General features: G+C 69.1%; 20 protein-coding genes and 1 riboswitch. Of the genes, 9 read left to right on the top strand and 11 right to left on the bottom strand.

Annotated features, from left to right (window positions below):
- The first annotated feature begins 66 nt into the window (after positions 1-66).
- The gene (locus tag EV138_RS19925) at positions 67-1,020 is read left to right on the top strand and encodes a hypothetical protein (protein WP_133980369.1); all 954 of its coding nucleotides are present in this window, start codon (positions 67-69) and stop codon (positions 1,018-1,020) included.
- A 44-nt stretch (positions 1,021-1,064) separates the two neighbouring features.
- On the opposite strand, the gene EV138_RS19920 is transcribed toward EV138_RS19925, so the two are convergent.
- Complete coding sequence (locus EV138_RS19920) at positions 1,065-1,916, bottom strand: helix-turn-helix transcriptional regulator (protein ID WP_133980368.1); 852 nt, start codon at positions 1,914-1,916, stop codon at positions 1,065-1,067.
- Between the two features lie 102 nt (positions 1,917-2,018).
- Between EV138_RS19920 and EV138_RS19915 the strand changes: the two genes are divergently transcribed.
- Positions 2,019-2,714: an SDR family oxidoreductase gene (locus EV138_RS19915; protein WP_133980367.1), complete on the top strand. Its 696-nt coding sequence runs from the start codon at positions 2,019-2,021 to the stop codon at positions 2,712-2,714.
- Between the two features lie 52 nt (positions 2,715-2,766).
- A complete protein-coding gene (locus tag EV138_RS19910) occupies positions 2,767-3,447 on the top strand; it encodes an alpha/beta fold hydrolase (RefSeq protein WP_133980366.1) in 681 nt (226 codons plus the stop codon).
- On the opposite strand, the gene EV138_RS19905 is transcribed toward EV138_RS19910, so the two are convergent.
- A complete protein-coding gene (locus tag EV138_RS19905) occupies positions 3,434-4,807 on the bottom strand; it encodes an L-serine ammonia-lyase (protein WP_133980365.1) in 1,374 nt (457 codons plus the stop codon). The two genes, EV138_RS19910 and EV138_RS19905, sit on opposite strands and share 14 nt — an antisense overlap.
- A 79-nt stretch (positions 4,808-4,886) precedes the next feature.
- A riboswitch (glycine riboswitch) is annotated at positions 4,887-4,979 on the bottom strand.
- A 132-nt stretch (positions 4,980-5,111) separates the two neighbouring features.
- Between EV138_RS19905 and EV138_RS19900 the strand changes: the two genes are divergently transcribed.
- The gene (locus tag EV138_RS19900) at positions 5,112-6,062 is read left to right on the top strand and encodes a hypothetical protein (protein WP_133980364.1); all 951 of its coding nucleotides are present in this window, start codon (positions 5,112-5,114) and stop codon (positions 6,060-6,062) included.
- A 2-nt stretch (positions 6,063-6,064) separates the two neighbouring features.
- Here the strand turns inward: EV138_RS19900 and EV138_RS19895 are convergent, their stop codons facing one another.
- A complete protein-coding gene (locus EV138_RS19895; protein WP_133980363.1) occupies positions 6,065-6,394 on the bottom strand; it encodes a DUF3817 domain-containing protein in 330 nt (109 codons plus the stop codon).
- 120 nt (positions 6,395-6,514) lie between these two features.
- On the opposite strand from EV138_RS19895, the gene EV138_RS19890 reads away from it, so the two are divergent.
- On the top strand, positions 6,515-8,008 hold the full coding sequence (locus EV138_RS19890; RefSeq protein WP_238158241.1) for an alpha/beta hydrolase: 1,494 nt from the start codon (positions 6,515-6,517) through the stop codon (positions 8,006-8,008).
- 1 nt (position 8,009) lies between these two features.
- Here the strand turns inward: EV138_RS19890 and EV138_RS19885 are convergent, their stop codons facing one another.
- From EV138_RS19885 to EV138_RS19870, 4 genes are all read right to left on the bottom strand, one after another.
- Positions 8,010-8,246, bottom strand: a complete 237-nt coding sequence (locus EV138_RS19885) for a hypothetical protein (protein WP_133980362.1) — start codon at positions 8,244-8,246, stop codon at positions 8,010-8,012.
- A gap of 209 nt (positions 8,247-8,455) precedes the next feature.
- The gene (locus tag EV138_RS19880) at positions 8,456-9,880 is read right to left on the bottom strand and encodes an aminopeptidase P family protein (protein WP_133980361.1); all 1,425 of its coding nucleotides are present in this window, start codon (positions 9,878-9,880) and stop codon (positions 8,456-8,458) included.
- Positions 9,881-9,899: 19 nt separating this feature from the next.
- Entirely contained in the window at positions 9,900-10,670 is a 771-nt protein-coding gene (locus EV138_RS19875) for a putative hydro-lyase (protein ID WP_202866771.1), read from the bottom strand.
- A 21-nt stretch (positions 10,671-10,691) separates the two neighbouring features.
- Entirely contained in the window at positions 10,692-11,438 is a 747-nt protein-coding gene (locus EV138_RS19870) for a GntR family transcriptional regulator (protein ID WP_238158240.1), read from the bottom strand.
- Between the two features lie 151 nt (positions 11,439-11,589).
- Between EV138_RS19870 and EV138_RS19865 the strand changes: the two genes are divergently transcribed.
- The 4 genes from EV138_RS19865 to EV138_RS19850 are packed head-to-tail and all read left to right on the top strand — an operon-like array spanning position 11,590 to position 15,032.
- Positions 11,590-12,834: an NRAMP family divalent metal transporter gene (locus EV138_RS19865; protein WP_238158239.1), complete on the top strand. Its 1,245-nt coding sequence runs from the start codon at positions 11,590-11,592 to the stop codon at positions 12,832-12,834.
- A gap of 10 nt (positions 12,835-12,844) precedes the next feature.
- The gene (locus EV138_RS19860) at positions 12,845-13,597 is read left to right on the top strand and encodes a LamB/YcsF family protein (RefSeq protein ID WP_202866770.1); all 753 of its coding nucleotides are present in this window, start codon (positions 12,845-12,847) and stop codon (positions 13,595-13,597) included.
- Positions 13,597-14,202 (top strand): 5-oxoprolinase subunit B family protein, encoded by a 606-nt coding sequence (locus tag EV138_RS19855; RefSeq protein ID WP_133980359.1) that lies wholly within the window; start codon positions 13,597-13,599, stop codon positions 14,200-14,202. The genes EV138_RS19860 and EV138_RS19855 overlap by 1 nt, the downstream gene beginning before the upstream one ends.
- On the top strand, positions 14,199-15,032 hold the full coding sequence (locus tag EV138_RS19850; RefSeq protein WP_133980358.1) for a 5-oxoprolinase subunit C family protein: 834 nt from the start codon (positions 14,199-14,201) through the stop codon (positions 15,030-15,032). Before EV138_RS19855 ends, EV138_RS19850 begins: the two co-directional genes overlap by 4 nt.
- On the opposite strand, the gene EV138_RS19845 is transcribed toward EV138_RS19850, so the two are convergent.
- Genes EV138_RS19845 through EV138_RS19830 form a run of 4 tightly spaced genes read right to left on the bottom strand, consistent with a single transcriptional unit; the run spans position 15,029 to position 19,834 of the window.
- Positions 15,029-16,030, bottom strand: a complete 1,002-nt coding sequence (locus tag EV138_RS19845) for a proline racemase family protein (RefSeq protein ID WP_133980357.1) — start codon at positions 16,028-16,030, stop codon at positions 15,029-15,031. The genes EV138_RS19850 and EV138_RS19845 overlap by 4 nt on opposite strands.
- Positions 16,027-16,929, bottom strand: coding sequence for a dihydrodipicolinate synthase family protein (locus EV138_RS19840; protein WP_133980356.1), 903 nt, complete (start codon positions 16,927-16,929; stop codon positions 16,027-16,029). Before EV138_RS19840 ends, EV138_RS19845 begins: the two co-directional genes overlap by 4 nt.
- Entirely contained in the window at positions 16,926-18,659 is a 1,734-nt protein-coding gene (locus EV138_RS19835; protein ID WP_133980355.1) for an FAD-dependent oxidoreductase, read from the bottom strand. The genes EV138_RS19840 and EV138_RS19835 overlap by 4 nt, the downstream gene beginning before the upstream one ends.
- Positions 18,656-19,834 (bottom strand): NAD(P)/FAD-dependent oxidoreductase, encoded by a 1,179-nt coding sequence (locus tag EV138_RS19830; protein WP_133980354.1) that lies wholly within the window; start codon positions 19,832-19,834, stop codon positions 18,656-18,658. The genes EV138_RS19835 and EV138_RS19830 overlap by 4 nt, the downstream gene beginning before the upstream one ends.
- Positions 19,835-19,863: the final 29 nt, after the last annotated feature.

Below are 19,863 nucleotides of genomic sequence, written 5' to 3'. Positions count from 1 at the left end.
GTCGCCGTTGTCGGTGGGCCCACTTAAGCTTTGTTCTCAAGGGGACGACAAGATCTGGGGGGCAGTGTGAAGAAGCTTTTGTGCGTCACGATCGGGCTTGCCGTGGTCGGTCTGGCGACCGGGTGCGGGACCTCGTCGAAGGACGACGCCGGCTCGACGACGCAGTCGAGTTCGGCGCCGGTGACGACGAGCAGCGACCCGGTGGAGACGCCCACGCCGGTCGTCACGACGCCTGTCGGCCCGCTGACCGCGGCGCAGTACCAGACGAGTCTGACCGAGCTGGATGCCCGGCTCGCGCCGGCGATCAAGGCTCTCAGCACGGCCAACAACGGCGACAACCTCGCCGATGCGATGACCGGGCTGTCGCAGTTGCTGGAGACCGAGAAGTCCGCTCTCGAGGACGTGAAGCCGCCGGCTGCCGCAGCCGCTGCGCACAAGGCCTTGCAGGCGCGTCTGCAGGTGGCCAGCGACAACCTGTCCGGGAGCGAGAACGACGACGCGGTGTCCAACGCCAAGTGCGGTGGTGTCGTCTACACGTCGCAGAGCCTCCAGCGGAAGCTGACCACCGACCTGGCCAGCGCCGTCGCACTGCTGAAGAAGGCCGGCATCCGCTTCGGCAGCACCCTGCCGAACCTGGGCCCCGAGCCGGCCGACCAGCGCCCGTCGAACGGTGACATCATCGTGCGCTCCGGCGCCCGCGGTTCCGGCCGGCTCCAGGTCGAGAACGGGACCGACAAGGACGTCGCGATCTCCGTCGTCACCGACGGCCAGCCGCCGAGCAAGCCGCACGTGATGATGTTCGTGCAGGCGAAGAAGACGGCGACGATCAGCCGGATCGGCGGGAAGTACCACATCTACTACAAGACCGGAAAAGACTGGAACGCCAAGCGCCGCCAGTTCAGCTCCGACTGCAGCTTCTCCAAGTTCGACCAGGGCTTCGGCAAGAACGAAGGCTGGAAGATCGGCCTCAAACCCAGCCTCCTGGGCAACGCCTCCACCAGCGACGTCGACGCCTTCTGACACTCCCCACGCGGCGCAGCTACCCGCCGCGGACCGGCTGTTGCTCAGGTGATGGTTTGGAGGCCCAGGACTGAGAGGAGGCGGAGTTTCTCGGCGGAGTCCGTGGTGGGGGCGGCTGTGTAGACGACGAGGCGGAGGTCGCTGCCGGGGGCGGTGAGGACGTCGCAGTCGAGGGTGAGGGCGCCGACATCGGGGTGGTTGACGGTTTTGCGTTCGGAGCCGTGGAAGGCCATCGGGCGGTCGTCCCAGAGGGTGGCGAAGAGGTCACTGGCCTCGCGGAGGTCCTTGATCAGCGAGCGCAGGTCCGCGTCCTTGGGGTAGCGGGCGGTGGCTGCGCGGAGATCGGTGACCATCGCCGCGCGGAAGTGCTCGGCCTGCTCGGGAGTCTGGACCACGCGACTGAAGCCGCCCGGAACCTCAGCGGCCGACGGAGCGAAATGCCGCCAGATGACGTTGCGCTCGCGACCGCGTAGGCCGGACGGGTCGCCCATCAGCGCCGCCCACAAGGAGTTCCAGCTCACCATGTTCCAGGCCGCGTCGCAGACACTGAGCGGTGCGCCCTCGAGTTGGTCGACCAGGCGCTGCACACCTGGCGGGATGTACGTCGAGATGTAGCCGGCCGACGGTTCGACCTGACCCGCCAGCGCGAAGAGATGGTTGCGCTCGGCATCGGAAAGCCGGAGCGCACGGGCCAGCGCGGTGAGCACCTGGACGGACGGCGTGGACGACCGTCCTTGCTCCAGCCGGATCACGTAGTCGACCGAGAGCCCGGCCAGCTGAGCGAGCTCCTCGCGCCGCAACCCGGGCGCACGCCGTACGCCGCCTGTCGTCAGGCCGGCTTCCGCCGGAGCCACCCGGTCACGCCACGCATGCAAGGTCTTCCCGAGTTCTCCCACCGGTCCAGTATCCGCGAACCCGCACACAACAGCCTGGTACTGCGGTTCCCTAGGCAAACCCGTGCACTACCTGTTCTCCGCCGCCCCGAGCAGAGTCGAAGCATGACAACAACCTTGATCACCGGGGCCAACAAGAGCCTCGGCTTCGAAACCGCCCGTCAGCTCATCGCCGCCGGCCACACCGTGTACGTCGGCGCCCGCGACCCGGAGCGCGGCCGGCAAGCGGCTGACCGCCTCGGCGGTCGCTTCGTCCAGCTCGACGTCACCGACGACGACTCGGTCCGCGCGGCGGCGCAGACGATCCAGGACGAGGCCGGCCACCTGGACGTCCTCGTCAACAACGCCGGCATCCCGGGCAGCAGGGACGACGACACCGCGACCTTCCAGAAGGTCTTCGACACCAACGTCTTCGGCGTGGTCCGGATGCTCAGAACCTTCCTGCCCCTGCTCGAGAAGAGCGACAACCCGGTGGTCGTCAACGTGAGCAGCGGTCTCGGCTCACTGACGGTGGCCGCCGACCCCGAAGGCAACAAGGACGCCGCCCCCGTCTGGGTGCCGACCTTCGCCTACTCGTCGTCCAAGGCGGCGCTGAACATGCTCACGATCCAGTACGCCCGCCAGTACCCCGGGATGCGGATCAACGTCGTCGACCCCGGCTACACCGCCACCGATTTCAACGGCCACAACGGCTACCAGACGATCGAAGAGGGCGCCGAGATCATCATCCGGCTGGCCCGCATCGACCAGGACGGCCCGACCGCGCAGTACCTCAGCCTCACGGGCACCATGCCCTGGTAGCGCCTCGCCCGATGCCGACGCGGGCCCGCCGCCGCTGTGCGAAGCTGCTGCGATGACAGTCCTGCTGCTGCACGGCCTCGGAGCGACCGGCCGGGTCTGGGACGGCTTCCGCTCCCTGAACGACGGCTCGCTCGCGCCCGACCTGCCCGGCCACGGAACGGCGGCCCGCCTGCCGGAGTACACGTTCTCCTCCATGGCCGCCGCCGTGGCCGAGGAGCTCCAAGGAAGCAGCGACCTCACCGTCGTCGGCCACTCGCTGGGCGGCGTCATCGCGCTGGAACTCGCGAGCGGTCGGTACGGCGTCCAGGTCGCCACCGTGATCGCTCTGGGCGTCAAGGTGGTCTGGTCGGACGACGAACTCGCCAGGGCCGGCGCGTTGGCGCAACGTCCGATCACGTGGTTCGACACTCGCGACGAGGCGGCTGCTCGCTACCTGAAAGTCTCCGGACTGCAAGGCCTGGTTGATCCGTCCGACGACTCCGTCGACCACGGCCTGCAGCACGAAGGCGGTCGCTGGCGGCTGGCGTTGGACCCGAAAGCCTTCGGTGTCGGCGCTCCGGACATGCCTGAACTACTACGGGCCGGCCAGGCTTCCGTAGTACTGGCTCGCGGTGAGCTGGATCCGATGAACACCGACGCCCAGCTCACCGCTCTGCACGACAAGGTGATCACCCTGCCGGGCCTCGGCCACAACGCTCATGTCGAGGACCCGGCGGCGCTCAGCATTCGATGACGTTGACGGCGAGGCCGCCGCGGGAGGTCTCCTTGTACTTGATCTTCATGTCCGCGCCGGTCTCGCGCATCGTCTTGATCACCTTGTCCAGGGTGACGACGTGGACACCGTCGCCGTGCATCGCCATCCGGGCCGCGTTGATCGCCTTCACCGAGGCCATCGCATTCCGTTCGATACAAGGGATCTGGACCAGGCCGCCGACCGGGTCGCAGGTCAGGCCGAGGTTGTGTTCCATCGCGATCTCGGCCGCGTTCTCCACCTGCTCGGGACTGCCGCCGAGTACTTCGCACAGCCCGGCCGCCGCCATCGAGCAGGCCGACCCGACCTCGCCCTGACAGCCCACCTCGGCGCCCGAGATCGACGCATTCTCCTTGTAGAGAACGCCGATCGCGGCCGCCGTCAGCAAGAACCGGACCACGCCGTCGTCCGTTGCCCCAGGCACGAATCGCCGGTAGTAGTGCAGTACGGCGGGAATGATGCCCGCGGCACCGTTCGTCGGCGCGGTCACGATCCGTCCGCCCGACGCGTTCTGCTCGTTCACCGCCAGCGCGAAGAGATTGACCCAGTCCATCACCTTCAGCGGATCGACCGACCACGGATCGCGACTCAGCTTCTGGTGCAGCGAATGCGCCCGACGTGGCACCTTCAAACCGCCCGGCAGCACGCCCTCGGTCTCGCAGCCCTCCTGCACGCAGTCCTGCATCACTTGCCAGATGTGCAACAGCCCGGCGCGGATCTCGGGCTCGGTCCGCCAGGCCAGTTCGTTCGCGAGCATCACCTCGCTGATCGGCAACTGCGACTCGCGGCAGCGGTCCAGCAGTTCGGCGCCGGTCAGGAACGGGTACTTCAGCGGGGTCCGGTCGAGCACGATCCGGTCGCCCGCGGCCGCGTTCTCGTCGACCACGAAGCCGCCGCCGACCGAGTAGTAGGTGCGCTCCCGCAGTACGGCGCCGTCGGCGGCCCGGGCCACGAAGGTCATCCCGTTCGGGTGGTACGGCAGCGCCTTGCGCCGGTGCATCACCAACTGCGTATCGGGGTCGAAGGCGATCTCCTGCTCACCCGCGAGCCGGATCCGGCGGGCGGCAAGAATCGCCTTGACCCGATCGTCGACGGACCGGGTGTCGACCGTTTCGGGGTCTTCACCTTCTAGTCCGAGCAGGACCGCCTTGTTGCTGCCGTGCCCGTGCCCGGTCGCGCCGAGTGAGCCGAACAACTGGGACTCGACGGCCGTCGTACGGGTGAGCAGGCCGTCGGCGGCGAGGCCGAGGGCGAACGTACGGGCGGCTCGCATCGGTCCCACCGTGTGGGAACTCGACGGGCCGATCCCGACGCTGAACAGATCGAAGACGCTGATCGCCATGTGGAGGATTCCTTCCGGTCGTCGTTGACCGTTTGGTTTGCCTCCCCGCTCTGTCAGACCTGACGTCTTCCAGAGGTGCCTCGCCCGTGCGGTGAAGGTGCCTGAGAGATTCTTGGGGAGAGTTGCTCCTACGGCGCCCGGGTCGAGCCCGGGTCTCTCCCGCACGGGTTCATGCGGCTGCTGTGCGGTTGTAGTCGGACGCCGTGACCGTACGGCGAGCCGACGGCAGCAGTCAATCCGGCGAAGGAGACTGTTCCCCCGAGCGATGGATCCGCGACGCCTCCCGGCAACGGACCCTGGCCCTATGACAACGACGGCCCGTACGCCGGACGCCTCGCGGCAGCCGACCGAACCGGGCACAGGCGCTCGGACCGGGCCCAGGTGGATGCCCTGGGCACCGCGGCTCGCTCTGATCTGGGCCCTCACCTACGGCGCAGTACGAGTGTGGTTCGCCATCGGGCACGCACCTGACTGGATCCTCCCGAGCGACCTACTGATCCCCGCCTGGGCATCAGTCGCCGCCTGCCTCGCCAGCGCCGGTCTGGTGCTCGCTGTCACTCGCTGGCCACGCTCCCGCGCACTGATCGTCACCACTTGGGCCGCAGCCGCCGGATGGGTCGCAGTCTGCGCCCTAGCCCTTCTGGACCTCGTCGGCGCGGCACTGCCGGGGCTCGGGCTGCCGTTCGACCTCCCGGCACTACTCAGCAGAGCAGGCGGCCTGACCGGCGCAGCACTCCTCGCCGCGACTGCCCTGGCTCGCCGGCGCCAACTGGACCCCACCTGCCTGTACTGCGTGGGCAAGCGCTCCACGCTCCCAACTGCCTGGGCAACCGCGGGCGCCTGGCTCGCCGTGGCCGGCTGCCTCGGTCGCCTGGCCGCGCAGGCCGCAGTGGGGTTCGACGTCATCCCGTACGACGCCGGCCCGTCGGTACTGCTGTTCGAGGGCGGATTCCTGCTCGCGGGCGTCGCCCTGCCGCTACTCCTCGTCTACCGGCTCGGCCGTGTGTTCCCCCGCTGGATGCTGTTGCTGCCAGGCGCAGCGCTGGGCGCCGGCATCACGGCGTACTTCGGTGTCGGGCTGATCCAGATGATCACGGAGGCGCTCCAGGGCGAGCGCGTGTTCGACGGCATCGACTTGCCGGCGGCCTTCTTCTGGGTAGCCGTGCCCTGCTACCTGGTCTGGGGCCTCGGGCTGACGACAGCGACGTACGGGTACTACGCGCGCACCCGCAAGCCGTGCGAACGCTGCGGTTGAGTTCAGCGGGTCAGGCGGTCGGTGCGCTCGGCCCAGAGTTCGAAGAACCAGGTGAACAGGGGCGGAATGCTGGCGGCCAGGGCGAGCAAGGTGGTCGGCCAGGTCCAGCCCAGCGGCTTGCGCACGACGGCGACCGTGATCACGTAGGCGATGAAGATCGTGCCGTGGATCGGCCCGAAGATCTGCACCCCGAGCTCGTTGTCGGACAGCACGTACTTGAACAGCATGCCGATCAGCAGCCCGGTCCAGGACACCGCCTCGGCGATCGCCACGGCACGGAACCAGGTCGCGTGCTTGGGCCGGACGGGTGCGTCGAGAGTCGTCTCAGTCATCAGGTCAGTGACCCTAACAAGTCCCCCCAACCATTCAGGGGATCGGTCCGGGGTCACCCCCGATGCGCCACGGAAGACGTTTGCCGAGGATCGAGAGCATCCCCGACCAAAGGATCCGAAGTGCTCCTCAAACCCAGCAGGACCATCGCGTGCGCTGCGATCCTCGGCGTCGCCTCGACCGGCGCCGTCGTCGTACCGGCCACCGCCGAACCACCACCAGCCGTCGTCAGAGCCCTGCAGTGGAAGGACTGCCTCCCCGAGCCTGGCGACACCGAGGAAGACAAGGAGCTCATCAGAGGCTCACAATGCGCCACCCTGCAGGTGCCGGTCGACTGGAACGACCCAGCGGGACCGACCTTCGCCCTGGCGGTAGCACGCCGTACTGCGAAGAAGGCGCGCGTGGGCTCGCTGATCTTCGGGCCGGGCGGCCCTGGTGACTCCGGCGTCGACCGGATCAGAACCGGGATGAGCCGCTTCAGTGCCGACCTGCAGAACCGGTTCGACATCGTCAGCTTCGACCCGCGCGGAATCGCCCGCAGCAATCCGGTGAAGTGCTCGGCCGCTCTCCTCGCGCAGCGGCCGTCGCCGATCATCGGCAGCCAGGTCGAGTTCGACCAGACGATCGCCTACAACCGCAAGCTGGCCGAGGACTGCAGAGCGAACACCGGACCGGTCTACGACCACATCGACACCTTGCAGACGGTTCAGGACCTCAACGCGATCCGCATCGCTCTCGGGGAATCGCAGCTGACCTTCCACGGCAGCTCGTACGGGACACTTCTGGGCGCACAGTACGCCGAGCGGTACCCGAAGAATGTCCGGGCCATGGTGCTGGAAAGCGTCTTCGACCACGGGACGGCAACGACCCGCCAGTTCCTCGACGCGGAGGCCGGCACCGCGCAGGATTCCTTCGACGAATTCGTGAAATGGTGCGCCTCGGCAACCACTTGCGCCTTGCACGGCCGGGACGTGCACGCCCTCTGGGCGGATCTGCTCACCAGGGCGGGCCGTGGCGAGGTGCCGGACCCGCAGCGCCCGCAGTACCCGACGACTCCGTTCTTCTTGTCCTATGCCGTCTTCCGGCTGCTCTACGCACCCCAGTGGGTCAGGCTGGGCGATGTTCTGCAGCAGCTCGACGCGAGCACGCCGCCGACCGGGCAACCTCCGGTCCCGTCCGGCCTGCAGGCGAACACGTTCGCGCCGTTCTGCCGCGACTTCAGCCTTCCGGTCCGCGACTACCGTGAATTCGCCGGCTACCTGAAGCGGCTGGCCCGGAACACGCCTGACTTCAAATATCCGGGTCAGCTGCTCGCCGTCACGTCGTGTCTCGGTCTTCGCCCGGTGCCGAATCCCCAGCGGAACCTGGCCGTACGACACCTGACGACCCCGATCCTGCTGTCCAACGCCATCCACGACCCGGCCACGGGCTACAACTGGGCGACGGACGTGGCGCGCCAACTGGGCCGCAACGGCGTACTGCTGACGTACCAGGGCTGGGGGCACGGTAGCTACAACAAGAGCCCGTGCGTGCAGGCCACCATCGACAAGTACCTGGTGTCATTGCAGGTCCCTCCCCGCGGAACCAGTTGCCCGGCGGTGCAGCCCACCGGCTGACTCAGACGTGGACCAGGTGAGCTTCCTGGACCCTGGTGAGCTGGCGACCGGAGATCGCCTCGCCCGACAGCAACTGCAACTGGGCGCAGGCGATCTCGAGCGCGCGGGACTGGGTCGGGCAGCCGTCGACGAACCAGAACGGGTCGTCGGGCTGCAAGTCGTCCGCATCGTCGATGTCGGCGTACCAGTGATGGCCCCCGGCGCATGCGCAGCGCACGACCCGCACTCGCAGGTTCATCGAAATCCCCCCGAACCGGGGAAACGCCCTGGGTCCCCCCCGGGTCCCAGTCGGGGTCAGCCCGGCCGGCGCGTGGTCGCGGCCCCCCACTGCCACGCGCCGGGCCGAGTTTGACCCTCCCCCGCTCGCTACATCGGTCCCGGCCTGCCGAGTGTTACAGCACGTGACCAACTTTTTCTCAGTGCCCTTTTCGTGACCCTCAGTAGTGCTCAACCGGGCAGGTTGGCCTTGACCCATTGCTCCAGTCCGTCGGCGGTGATCGGGAGGTCGGCGGTGAGGATTTCCGTGCGATCGGCGTGGACCACGACGTTGTCCTCGATCCGGATGCCGATGCCGCGCAGCTCCGGCGGAACCGTCTCGTCGTTCGGGTGGAAGTAGAGGCCGGGCTCGACCGCCAGCGCCATCCCGACCTCCAGGTCCGCGGCGAAGTAGGTCTCCGGCCGGGCCGCGTCGCAGTCGTGGACGTCGAGACCGATGTAGTGCCCGAGCCCGCACACGACGTACCGGCGGTGCTGCTGACCGTCGGGCCCGAGTGCTTCGTCCAGCGAGACGTCGATCAGCCCCCAGTCACGCAACCCCTCGACGAGCACGCGCATCGCCTCGTACTGGAAGGCCCGATACGGCGCACCCGGGCGAACCGCGTCGAGAGCGGCGAGCTGCGCCTGGTGGACCAGGTCGTACACCTGCCGCTGCGCACTCGTGTACTCGCCGGTGACCGGGAAGGTCCGGGTGACGTCGGCCGTATAGAGCGTCCGCGTCTCCACCCCCGCGTCGAGCAGGATCACGTCACCCTCGCGAACCGCGCCGTCGTTGCGCACCCAGTGCAGCACCGGCGCATGGTTGCCCGCAGCAACGATCGACGCATAGCCGACGCCGTTCCCGGCGCTCCGGGCGCGTCGGTCGAAGGTCCCCTCCAGCCACCGCTCCCCGCCCCCGCGCACCGCTTCGGGAAGCTCCCGGGCGACGTCGGCGAACGCCTGCACACTCGCGGCGACCGCCTCGCGGAGTTGGTCGATCTCCCAGTCGTCCTTGATCCGGCGCAACTCGGCCAGCGTCTGCCGCAGCGTGTTCCCGTCGTACGGCGAGGTGCGCACGAGCCCGTCGAGCACCGGGTCCACGCCGTACGTGGCGAGCATGAACGGTACGGCGCCGCGCACGGCCGAGGAGAGCTCCTCCAGCGGGCGGCAGGCGATCCCGAGCGCGTCGGACCAGTCCTTCAATCCCGGCACCGGGCCGATCCACAGCTCCCCGTCGCGCGCGTTCGCGAAGAAGTCGACCTCGTCCTGGCCGGCCGTCTCGCGCAGGTACAGCGTGGAGTCGCCGTCGGCGGAGATCACCAGCACCGCGCCCTCGGCCTGGCAACCGGTCAGCCAGACGAAGTCGCTGTCCGCGCGGAACCGGTAGTCGGTGTCGTTCGACCGGACCGGGGAGTGCCCAGCGGCGATCGCGATCCGGCGACCGGGCAGCGCGGCGGCGAGTTGCCGGCGGTGCTCCGCCGCCGCCTCGGCCAGACCGTCGGGCAGCACCACCGACCGATCCACCGGTCCCCAGTTCCGGCCGATCGACTCGCGGAAACCCTTCGCGTCGATCGGACGGTACGACTTGCGCTGTTCCTCGGTCCGGTCTTCAGTCATGCTTTGCTCCCCCTGGAAGCTAGAACTCTCGATAGGCGCTGTCCGGCACGTCGGTCACGAACATGTGCCCGGGGGCATGGGTGATCGCGAACGGGGGCCGTGAATCCATCAACGCAGCTTGGGGTGTCACTCCGCAACCCCAAAAGACCGGCACATCACCCGGCTCGGCGTAAACCGGTTCACCGAAGTCCGGCCGCGCCAGATCGGCGATGCCCAGGTCGGCCGGTGAACCGATGTGGACGGGCGCTCCATGAACCCGCGGCATCCGTGCTGTCACCTGTACGGCGGTCGCCACCAGCCCGGCCGGAATCGGCCGCATCGACACCACCAGCGGGCCGCGCAACCGGCCGGCGGGACGGCACTCGGTCAAGGTCCGGTACATCGCCACATTGCGCCCCTGCTCCAGGTTGCGCACCGGAACTCCCGCGTCCAGCAGCGCCTGTTCGAAGCTGAAACTGCAGCCGATCAGGAAGCTCACCAGGTCGTCGCGCCACAGGTCGACGACGTCAGCCGGTTCGTCGACCAGCTCGCCGTCCCGCCACACGCGGTAGCGCGGCAGATCGGTTCGGAGGTCGGCCCCGGGCGCCAGCGCAGTACGGAACGAGCCGGTGTCGGTGACGTCCAGCAGCGGCACCGGCACCGGGTTGCGTTGCCCGAAGAGCAACATGTCGTAGGCCCACTCGCGGGGCAGCACGACCAGATTCGCCTGGGTGAATCCCGGCGCATGCCCGGTCGTCGGAGCGACCAGACCACCTCGGTACGCCGTACGCGCGTCGGCCGGGGTCAGCACGGCGCACCTACCCGCGCAGTACTAGCGCGCCTTGAAGGCGGCGAGCAGGCCCTTCTCCGAGTCGACCAAGTAGCGGTGCAGGTCGTCCGCAGCCTGCTCGTAGTCGCGGGCTTCGAGCAGCTCGAGGATGGCCTGGTTGCGGGCGATGTACGGCTCGTGGAGCTCGCGCGGGGTCGCCATGACGTGGAAGAGCAGCCGCAGCTCGGCCAGCAGCCGGCTGGTGATGGCGTCCAGGCGAGGACTGTCGGCGAGGCCGATGAGGTGGCGGTGGAAACCCATGTTCGCCGTCCCGACGGCGGGCCAGGTGCCCGCCAGCGCGGCGGCCTTGGCGCTCTCGACATCCGCGTGCAGAGGCTCGAGCCTGCTTGCCGGCAGCGCTGAGTCGCGGTCGGCCAGTCCGCGCACCACGTCCACCTCGAGCACCCTGCGGAGCCGGAAGAGGTCGACCACGTCGCGCTCGTCCAGCTCGGGCACGAAGACGCCGCGGTGCAGCTTGTAGACCAGCAGCCCTTCGTGGGTGAGCAGCCGGAAGGCTTCGCGCAGAGTGTTCCGGCTGACCTGGAGGACCTCGGTGAGCTCGATCTCGGAGAGCTGAGCGCCGGGCCGGAGCGCGCCCTCGGTGATGCTGCGCCGCAGTACGTCGGCGGCTCGCTCGGCGGAACTGCTGCGGTCCAGCCGGGCCATGTCGGCAGCGACGCCACGCAGCCAGGCCTGCCGGTCTTCGTCGTCGGTGCGCTGCGGGGTGGACACCTTCGCATCATCGCTCACTCCCGGGCTCCAGAGGAAACTTTGGTGGAACAAGAGTCTTGCAGGATTGTTGAACAATCTCTACTCTCAATGTCACCGACGGGGATCGATCACCTACTGACCGCAGTACAGGAGCACCGCCCGACAGCTTTCTGAGACCCAGGAGCCCGCCATGCCGAACAAGCAGCTACCGCCCGCCGCCGGCAAGAAGACGCCGGACACCGCGATGAAGACGAGCACCCGGTCGACCCTGGTCGGCGCGATGTTCCTGATGGCGACCTCGGCCATCGGTCCCGGTTTCATCACCCAGACCACCACCTTCACGGTCTCGCTCGGCGCGGCGTTCGCGTTCGCCATCGCGGCCTCGATCCTGGTCGACATCGCCCTGCAGCTGAACGTCTGGCGGGTGATCGGCGTCTCCGGCCGGCGGGCCCAGGAGCTCGGCAACCTGGTCGTGCCCGGGCTCGGCTGGGTGATGGCCGCGCTGTTGTTCGTCGGCGGGCTCGTCTTCAACATCGGCAACGTCTCCGGCACCGGCCTGGGCACCGACGCGATGCTGGGCCTGGATCCCCGGTGGGGCGGCGCCCTGTCCGCGGTGATTGCCATCGGCATCTTCTTGTCGAAGCGCGCCGGGCTGGCGATGGATCGCGTGGTGCTCGTGCTCGGTCTGGTGATGATCGCGCTGACGACGTACATGGCGATCACCTCCGGCCCACCGGTCGGTACGGCGCTGAAGAACGTGGTGCTGCCCGACCAGGTCCAGTTCCTGTCCATCACCACGCTGATCGGCGGCACGATCGGCGGCTACATCGTGTACGCCGGTGCGCACCGCCTGCTGGACTCGGGCCTGTCCGGGCCGCAGCACATCCGCGACATCAGCCGCGGCTCGATCACCGGCATCCTGATCACCGGACTGATGCGGATCGTGCTGTTCCTGGCGATCCTCGGCGTGGTCGCGGGCGGCGCGACGCTCGACCCGAAGAACCCGGCGGCCTCGGCGTTCCAGCACGCGGCCGGCGAGTTCGGGCTGCGCGCCTTCGGGGTGGTGCTGTGGGCGGCCGCCATCACCAGCGTGATCGGCGCGTCGTACACGACGGTCAGTTTCATCACCTCGCGGACCAAGACGACCGACCGCACGAGGACCATCCTGGTGGTCGCGTTCATCGCGGTGAGCACGGTGATCTTCCTGTCCGTCGGCACTGCACCGACGCAGTTGCTGGTGTTCGCCGGGGCCTTCAACGGGCTGCTGCTGCCGGTCGGGATCGGTGTGCTTCTCTGGGTGGCATGGCAGCGTCCGGATCTGCTGCGTGGGTACCACTACCCGCGCTGGCTACTGGCGATCGGTGGTGCGGCCTGGTTGCTGACCATCTACCTGGCCGTCCGCTCGGTCAAGCCGGTGTTCGAACTGTTCTCCTGAGGAGCTGACGATGGATCTCAACGCCGATCTGGGTGAGGGCTTCGGCTCCTGGACGATGGGCGACGACACGGCCCTGCTCGACGTCGTCACCAGCGCCAACATCGCCTGCGGCTTCCATGCCGGCGAGCCGTCGATCATGCGGGCGGTGACCGTCCGGGCGGTCGAGCGCGGGGTCGCGATCGGGGCCCACGTCGGGTACGACGACAAGCCCGGTTTCGGCCGGCGGTTCATCGACGTCGAACCCGCCGTCCTGCGCGACCAGGTCCTGTACCAACTCGGCGCGCTGGACGCGTTCGCCCGGATCGCGGGCGACCGGGTCCGGTACGTGAAACCGCACGGGGCGCTCTACAACACGATCGGCGAGCACGAGGAGCAGGCCGCGGCCGTGGTCGGTGCGATCGTCGACTTCGACCGGTCGCTGCCCGTCCTCGGCCTGGCGGGCTCGGCCTGGCTCCGCCTCGCGGCACAGGACGGTCTGACCACTGTCCACGAGGCCTTCGCGGATCGGGCCTACACCCCGGCCGGGACGCTGGTGTCGCGACGTGAGCCCGGCTCGGTCCTGCACGACGCCGAGGAGATCGCGGCCCGGTGTGCCGCGATGGCGGTCGGTGGGCCGATCCAGGACAGTGAAGGCGGCGCGCTGAAGCTCGACCCCGCCTCGATCTGCGTGCACGGCGACACCCCCGGCGCGGTCGAGATCGCCCGGCGGGTCCGGCTGACGCTGGAGGGAGCGGGTGTCACGCTGAGCCCGTTCGCCGCCTGATGCGACTGCTGCCGGCGGGCGACCACGCTCTGCTGGTCGAGCTCGCGAGCCTCGACGAGGTCCTCGGCTACTACACCGCGCTGGCCGAGGACCCACCTGAAGGCGTCGTCGACATCGTGCCCGCTGCCCGAACCGTCCTCGTCACGACGACCGGCGAGCTGGACGGACTGGCTCGCCGTCTCGGCGCGATCGAGCCCTTGGCCGGCAGTCGCGGTACGGGCGATCTGATCGAGATCCCCGTCGTCTACGACGGGGAGGATCTCCAGGACGTCGCCGAGCTGCTGGGGTGCTCGCAGCGCGAGGTGATCGAGCGGCACACCGCTGAGGAGTGGACCGTGGCGTTCTGCGGATTCTCTCCTGGCTTCGGTTATCTGACCGGAGCCGGCGACTGGGACGTGCCGCGCCGCAAGTCGCCGCGGACGAAGGTTCCGGCAGGAGCGGTCGCCCTGGCCGGCGAGTTCAGCGGGGTCTATCCCCGCGAGTCACCGGGCGGCTGGCAGTTGCTCGGCCGCACCGAGGTGAAGATCTTCGACCAGGACCGGCGGCTGGCCGCGTTGCTCCATCCCGGGCGCCGGGTCCGTTTCACCGACACCGGCCGCCGATGACCCTGACCGTGCTGGAAACGGGGCCGTTGGCAACGATCCAGGACCGGGGCCGGACCGGTCAGGCCGCCCTCGGCGTACCTCGATCAGGCGCCTGCGATCAACGGTCCTACGAGTTGGCGAACCGGCTCGTCGGCAACCGGCCGGGAGCCGCCGCGGTCGAGGTGACCTTCGGCGGGCTCGTACTGCTGGCCGGCGCCGACGTGGTCGTCGCAGTCACCGGAGCACCTTGCCCCGGCGTGCCGCTCAATGCACCGGCGACCCTGCGAGCCGGCCAGGTGCTCCGACTCGGTCCGCCCCGAAGCGGTCTGCGCACCTACATCGCAGTACGGGGTGGTGTCGATGTGCCGCCTGTCCTCGGCTCGCGCTCCACCGATCTGCTGTCCGGCCTTGGCCCCGCACCACTGCAGCCCGGCGACACACTCGCAGTCGGGGATGCTCACGATCCCATGCCTGGCGTCGATCTGGCGCCCGTTCCGGACCCGCCCGCCGGCGAAGTGGTCATCAGCGTCACCCCAGGCCCGCGCCGCGACTGGTTCACCGACGCGGCCTGGACGTCGTTCACCACCCAGCGGTACGGCGTCAGCAGCAACAGCAACCGCGTCGGCGTACGACTCGAAGGCACCCCGCTGGAACGCGCCCGGGACGGCGAACTCGCCAGCGAGGGCATGACCCTCGGCGCCATCCAGATCCCACCATCCGGTCTTCCGGTCGTCTTCCTCGCCGACCATCCGGTCACCGGCGGCTATCCCGTCATCGCCTACGTCGCCGCCGGTTCCCTGCCGTACTGCGCCCAACTCCGCCCCGGCCAGTCCGCCCGTTTCACCTGCTAGAGAACGAAACCGGTCGGGAACGGGTCGTCGGGATCGAGGAGATAGTTGGCGGTGCCCGTGATCCAGGCCCGGCCGGTGATCGTGGGTACGACGGCCGGCCGGTCGCCGACCGTCGTCTCCTCGACCAGGCGGCCGGTGAACCGGGTGCCGATGAAGGACTCGTTGACGAAGTCGGTGTTCAGGGCGAGTTCGCCCCGGGCATGGAGTTGCGCCATCCGCGCCGACGTCCCGGTGCCGCACGGAGAGCGGTCGAACCAGCCAGGGTGGATCGCCATGGCGTTCCGGGAGTGGGCACCGTCGAGGCCGGGTGCGGTGAACTGCACGTGCTTGCAGCCGTTGATGCCCGGGTCGAGCGGATGCACCGGCCGGTCGGTGGCGTTGATCGCGTCCATGATGTCGAGACCGGCCTGCAGGATCCGGTCCTTCTCGGCCCGGTCGAAGGCGATCCCCAACTGTTCCAGCGGCAGGATCGCGTAGAAGTTCCCGCCGTACGCCAGGTCGTAGGTGATCGTCCCGAGACCCGATACGTCCACCTTCGCATCCAGTACATGACTGTACGACGGAACGTTGCGCAGCGTCACGTGTTCGGCCCGGCCGTTGCTGACGGCAACCTCCACGACGACGAGGCCGGCCGGCGTGTCCAGCCGGACCACCGTGGTCGGCTCGGTCAGCTCGACCATGCCGGACTCGACCAGCACGGTGGCGACACCGATCGTGCCGTGCCCGCACATCGGCAGGCAGCCGGACACCTCGATATAGATGACACCCCAGTCGGCATCCGGACGCGACGGCGGCTGCAGGATCGCACCGCTCATCGCGGCGTGCCCGCGTGGTTCGTTCATCAGGAACAGCCGGAGGTGATCCAGGTGCTTCATGAAGTACTCGCGGCGCTCGGCCATCGTCGCGCCCGGGACCACGCCGACGCCACCCGTGACGACGCGGGTCGGCATCCCCTCGGTGTGCGAGTCGATCGCACTGATGGTCCGGATCGACCTCATCTCAGTGACTCCACTGCCTTCACCATGTCCTGCTCCAGTTGGGCGACGTGCTCCGGCACCAGCGGACCGCGCGGCGGGCGGCAGGGACCGCCGTACCGGCCGACGTAGTCCATGCCGTACTTGATCGCCTGCACGAACTCCACCCGCGAGTCCCACCGGAACGCCGCGACCAGTGGCTCGTACAGATCCTTCGCCTCTTGCAGTTTGCCCGCCACCGCGAGGTCGAACAACCGCGCCGACTCCTTCGGGAACACGTTCGGGAAGCCCGCGAACCAGCCGGTCGCGCCCATCAGCAACGCCTCGAGCGTGAGGTCGTCGGCACCCGCCACGATGGTCAGGTCCGGTGCGAGCTCCTTGATCTCCAGGATCCGCCGGACGTCGCCGGAGAACTCCTTGACCGCGACGACGTTCTCGATCTGCGCGATCTCGGCGAGCAGGTCCGGCGTCAGGTCGACCTTGGTGTCCAGCGGGTTGTTGTAGACCATCACCGGCAGCCCGGCCTTCGCGACCTCGGTGAAGTGGTGGATCACCTCGGAACGGTTCGCCCGGTACATGGTGGGCGGCAGGCACAGTACGCCGTCCGCCCCGTCCTCGGCCGCCTTCTCGGCCCACGAGCGGGCCTGGTGGGCGCCTACCCCGTGGACGCCCACCACCACGACACCATCGTTGCCGACGGCCTCGATCGCCGTCCTCGCCACCGCGCGGCGCTCGTCGTCGGTGAGGGACGAGTACTCGCCCAGTGACCCGTTCGGGCCGACGCCGCGACAGCCGTTCTCGATCAGCCAGCGGCAGTGTTCGGCGTACCGGTCGAGGTCGGGGCGCAGCCCGGCGGGCGCCGTGGCGTCCTCGGCGTACGGCAGGGCGGTGGCGACGATCACGCCGTCCAGCTTCTCGGTCACAGGTCCTCCTGGATAGCGGCTAGGTCTTGCAGTCGTACCGGTACGGCGACAGGCCGGCGATGGTCGGCCGGGATGCCGGTGAGCTCGGCGGCCGTCCGCGAACAGATCCGCCCTTGACAGAGGCCGAGTCCCACCCGGCTGGTGAGTTTGAGACTGCGCTGGCCGGTGACATCGCGATCGGTCACCGTGTCCGCGAGCCGGCCGCGGGTCACTTCCTCACAGCGGCAGACGACGGTCGAGCCGCCACTCCAGCTCTGCCAGCCGGGCTGGATCGGGTAGGCCTTGGCGAGCGCCGTCGCAAATCGCTTGCCTTTGGCAACTTGGCGGTCCGTGGCCGGGGTTGCTCCGTTGAGGTGAGCCGCGGCGGCAGCACCGGCGAGTCGGCCCTCGGCGGCGGCGAGATCCGCACCACCGACACCGGTCAGCTCACCGGCGGCAAAGATTCCTGGTCGCGAGGTCTGCTGATGTTCGTCCACCTCGACAGCTGGTCCACCGTCGGGACCACTCCCTAGTCGGCAGCGGGCGGAGACGGCGAGCTCGAGCTGAGCGGTGAAGCCGAACCCGAGGCACACGGCATCCACCTCGAGATCGCGTTCGCTGCCTGGGATCGGATGCCAGTCCTCGTCGAGCTTGGCTGTCGTCACCTGTTCCACCCGATCGTCGCCGTGAGCCGCGACCACAGTTCTTCCTTGCAGGAAAGGGATCCGATGCCGGGCGAGCATGCCGGCGTACGCGACAGCCTCGCGTGCCTTGCCGGTCAGGGCCAACGGATCGGTGAGCCAGCCGCGGGCCGACCGCATCAACCTGTTGGCCTCCAGTACTGCGACGACCTCGGCGCCGACACCGATCAGTGACTCCGCGACCGGGAAGAGGAACGGCCCGGTCCCGGCCAGCAGGACCTTCCGGCCGACAGCGATCCGCTGCCCCTTGGCCAGCGTCTGCGCCGCGCCCGCGCTGTAGACGCCGGGTAGATCCCATCCAGGGAACGGCAACACACGATCGTAGGCACCGGTCGCCAACACAACGGCCTTGGCGTCAACGGCCCTTGGCGTCCGGCCGATCGCATCCGCAGGTCCTGTCTGCACCCACAACCGATGGCCGTCCGGAGGCGACTCGATCGCCCACACGGACGTTTCCATCAGTACGTCGATCCGCGGGTGCCCGGCGATCCGATCGACCTGCTTCTTGAACGAGGACCAGCCATGCTGCAGCCGCTCAGGCTTCCCGGGACGGAACTCCGCCGGCAGTTGCCGATGGAACTGCCCGCCCAACTGCCGCCCACCATCCACCAGCAGAACCTGGGCCCCGCCGTCAGCCGCAGCCAACGCCGCCGCAATCCCGGCCGGCCCTCCCCCAACCACGACGACCTCCGCGTGGACGTTCTCCCCGACCGATGCTTCGGCCTTTCGAGTCTGCTCTGGAAGGACTGCGCCGGCTTGGCTGGTGATGGTGTCGCCGGGGGCGATCGTGCGTTGGCAGGCGCGGACGTCCGGGGTGCCGTTGACGACGACCAGGCAGTCGAAGCAGGCGCCGATGCCGCAGAACACGCCGCGCGGGCGACCCGCGGTACGGGTTGTCCGCCAGGATTCGCGACCAGCGGTCATCAGGACCGCTGCGACCGTCTGCCCGGGCAGGGCTTCGACCGGCGCGCCGTCGACCACCACCGAGATCGGCTCCTGCGGTCGCGGCTGAGCCGGATCGCCTTCGGACGACCGAAGATACGGGCTCATGGCGTCGGCTCCATCGCCTCGATCACGGCCGGCCGGTCCACCCGGAACGGAGCGGGATCGACGTGCGGCTCGAGCCCGAGGAAGAGCTCGGTGATCAGCCGCCCGGTCGACGCGGCGAGCCCGATCCCGGCGCCCTCGTGCCCGGTCGCGTGCCACAGACCCTGGATCCGCGGGTCCGCACCGATGACCGGCAGATGATCCGGCGCGTACGGCCGAAACCCGCCGTACGCCCGCATCACCGCGACCTCACCCAGGAACGGGAACAGGCCGACCGCCTTCCGCGCCAACTCGCGCAGCACCTTGACCCGCACGGAGTCGTCGAAGCCGATCCGCTCCCGGCTCGACCCGATCAGCACCGTCCCCGCACGAGTCGACTCGACCACCGTCGACGTCTGCAACTCCGCGTCCCCACTCCCGACGGCACCGACGTAGTCCGCGTCGTACACCTTGTGCTTGACGCACTCCGGCAACGGCGACGTCACCAGGATCATGCCGCGACGCGGGTGGATCTCGATGGCGGCGCCGGCCGCTGCACCGAACGACCCGGCCCAGGGACCACAAGCATTGAGTACTGCGCCGCAGGGGATCGTGCCCGCGTCGGTCTCCAACGCGATCACCCGGCCGCCCGCGTCACGTAGTACGGACTGTGCAGTGACTCCTGCCCGCACCTGCCCACCACGAGCCCGTACTCCGGCCAGCAGTGCTGTCGCCGCCAGGACGGGCTGGAGTTGGGCGTCCTCGGGGTAGTGCACGGCCGCCGTGATCGCTCGGGTGAGCAACGGTTCGAGCTCGAACGCGTCAGCCGGTGTGATCACCCGGGCGTCGACACCGGCCGCTTGCTGCTTCTGGGCGAACGCCGCGAGCGGGCCGGGATCGGTCGTCGCCACGACGAGGCCGCCCTTGTCCTCCCACTCGACGTCCGCCGTCCGCTCCGGCAGGCGAGCCAGTACGGCGGGCCACTCGCGGCGCGAGGCGATCGCGAGGGCGAGCTCGGGACCGGGCTCCTTGTCGGAGACGAGGACGTTGCCCTCACCGGCGGCCGTAGTACCCGATGCCGGCGCCCCGCGATCGACCACGATCACGCGCACGCCCGCGGCCGAGAGGGCCTCCGCGCAGGCGGCACCGATGATCCCCGCGCCGACGACCACCACGTCGGCACCGCTCGGCTGGGACATCGTCACCTCTCGTCGGCGTTCAATAGAAT

This window comes from Kribbella voronezhensis (genome assembly GCF_004365175.1).
Classification (GTDB): Bacteria; Actinomycetota; Actinomycetes; order Propionibacteriales; family Kribbellaceae; genus Kribbella; species Kribbella voronezhensis.
Note: the sequence above shows the minus strand (reverse complement) of the source record. Positions and strands in the feature narration are given on the sequence as shown.

Excerpts from the sequence above, each read along its gene's own strand:
- EV138_RS19915 (WP_133980367.1), top strand. The coding sequence starts at position 2,019 with ATGACAACAACCTTGATCACCGGGGCCAACAAGAGCCTCGGCTTCGAA.
- EV138_RS19910 (WP_133980366.1), top strand. The coding sequence starts at position 2,767 with ATGACAGTCCTGCTGCTGCACGGCCTCGGAGCGACCGGCCGGGTCTGG.
- EV138_RS19905 (WP_133980365.1), bottom strand. The coding sequence starts at position 4,807 with ATGGCGATCAGCGTCTTCGATCTGTTCAGCGTCGGGATCGGCCCGTCG.
- EV138_RS19900 (WP_133980364.1), top strand. The coding sequence starts at position 5,112 with ATGACAACGACGGCCCGTACGCCGGACGCCTCGCGGCAGCCGACCGAA.
- EV138_RS19895 (WP_133980363.1), bottom strand. The coding sequence starts at position 6,394 with ATGACTGAGACGACTCTCGACGCACCCGTCCGGCCCAAGCACGCGACC.
- EV138_RS19885 (WP_133980362.1), bottom strand. The coding sequence starts at position 8,246 with ATGAACCTGCGAGTGCGGGTCGTGCGCTGCGCATGCGCCGGGGGCCAT.
- EV138_RS19880 (WP_133980361.1), bottom strand. The coding sequence starts at position 9,880 with ATGACTGAAGACCGGACCGAGGAACAGCGCAAGTCGTACCGTCCGATC.
- EV138_RS19865 (WP_238158239.1), top strand. The coding sequence starts at position 11,590 with ATGCCGAACAAGCAGCTACCGCCCGCCGCCGGCAAGAAGACGCCGGAC.
- EV138_RS19860 (WP_202866770.1), top strand. The coding sequence starts at position 12,845 with ATGGATCTCAACGCCGATCTGGGTGAGGGCTTCGGCTCCTGGACGATG.
- EV138_RS19855 (WP_133980359.1), top strand. The coding sequence starts at position 13,597 with ATGCGACTGCTGCCGGCGGGCGACCACGCTCTGCTGGTCGAGCTCGCG.
- EV138_RS19850 (WP_133980358.1), top strand. The coding sequence starts at position 14,199 with ATGACCCTGACCGTGCTGGAAACGGGGCCGTTGGCAACGATCCAGGAC.
- EV138_RS19845 (WP_133980357.1), bottom strand. The coding sequence starts at position 16,030 with ATGAGGTCGATCCGGACCATCAGTGCGATCGACTCGCACACCGAGGGG.
- EV138_RS19835 (WP_133980355.1), bottom strand. The coding sequence starts at position 18,659 with ATGAGCCCGTATCTTCGGTCGTCCGAAGGCGATCCGGCTCAGCCGCGA.
- EV138_RS19830 (WP_133980354.1), bottom strand. The coding sequence starts at position 19,834 with ATGTCCCAGCCGAGCGGTGCCGACGTGGTGGTCGTCGGCGCGGGGATC.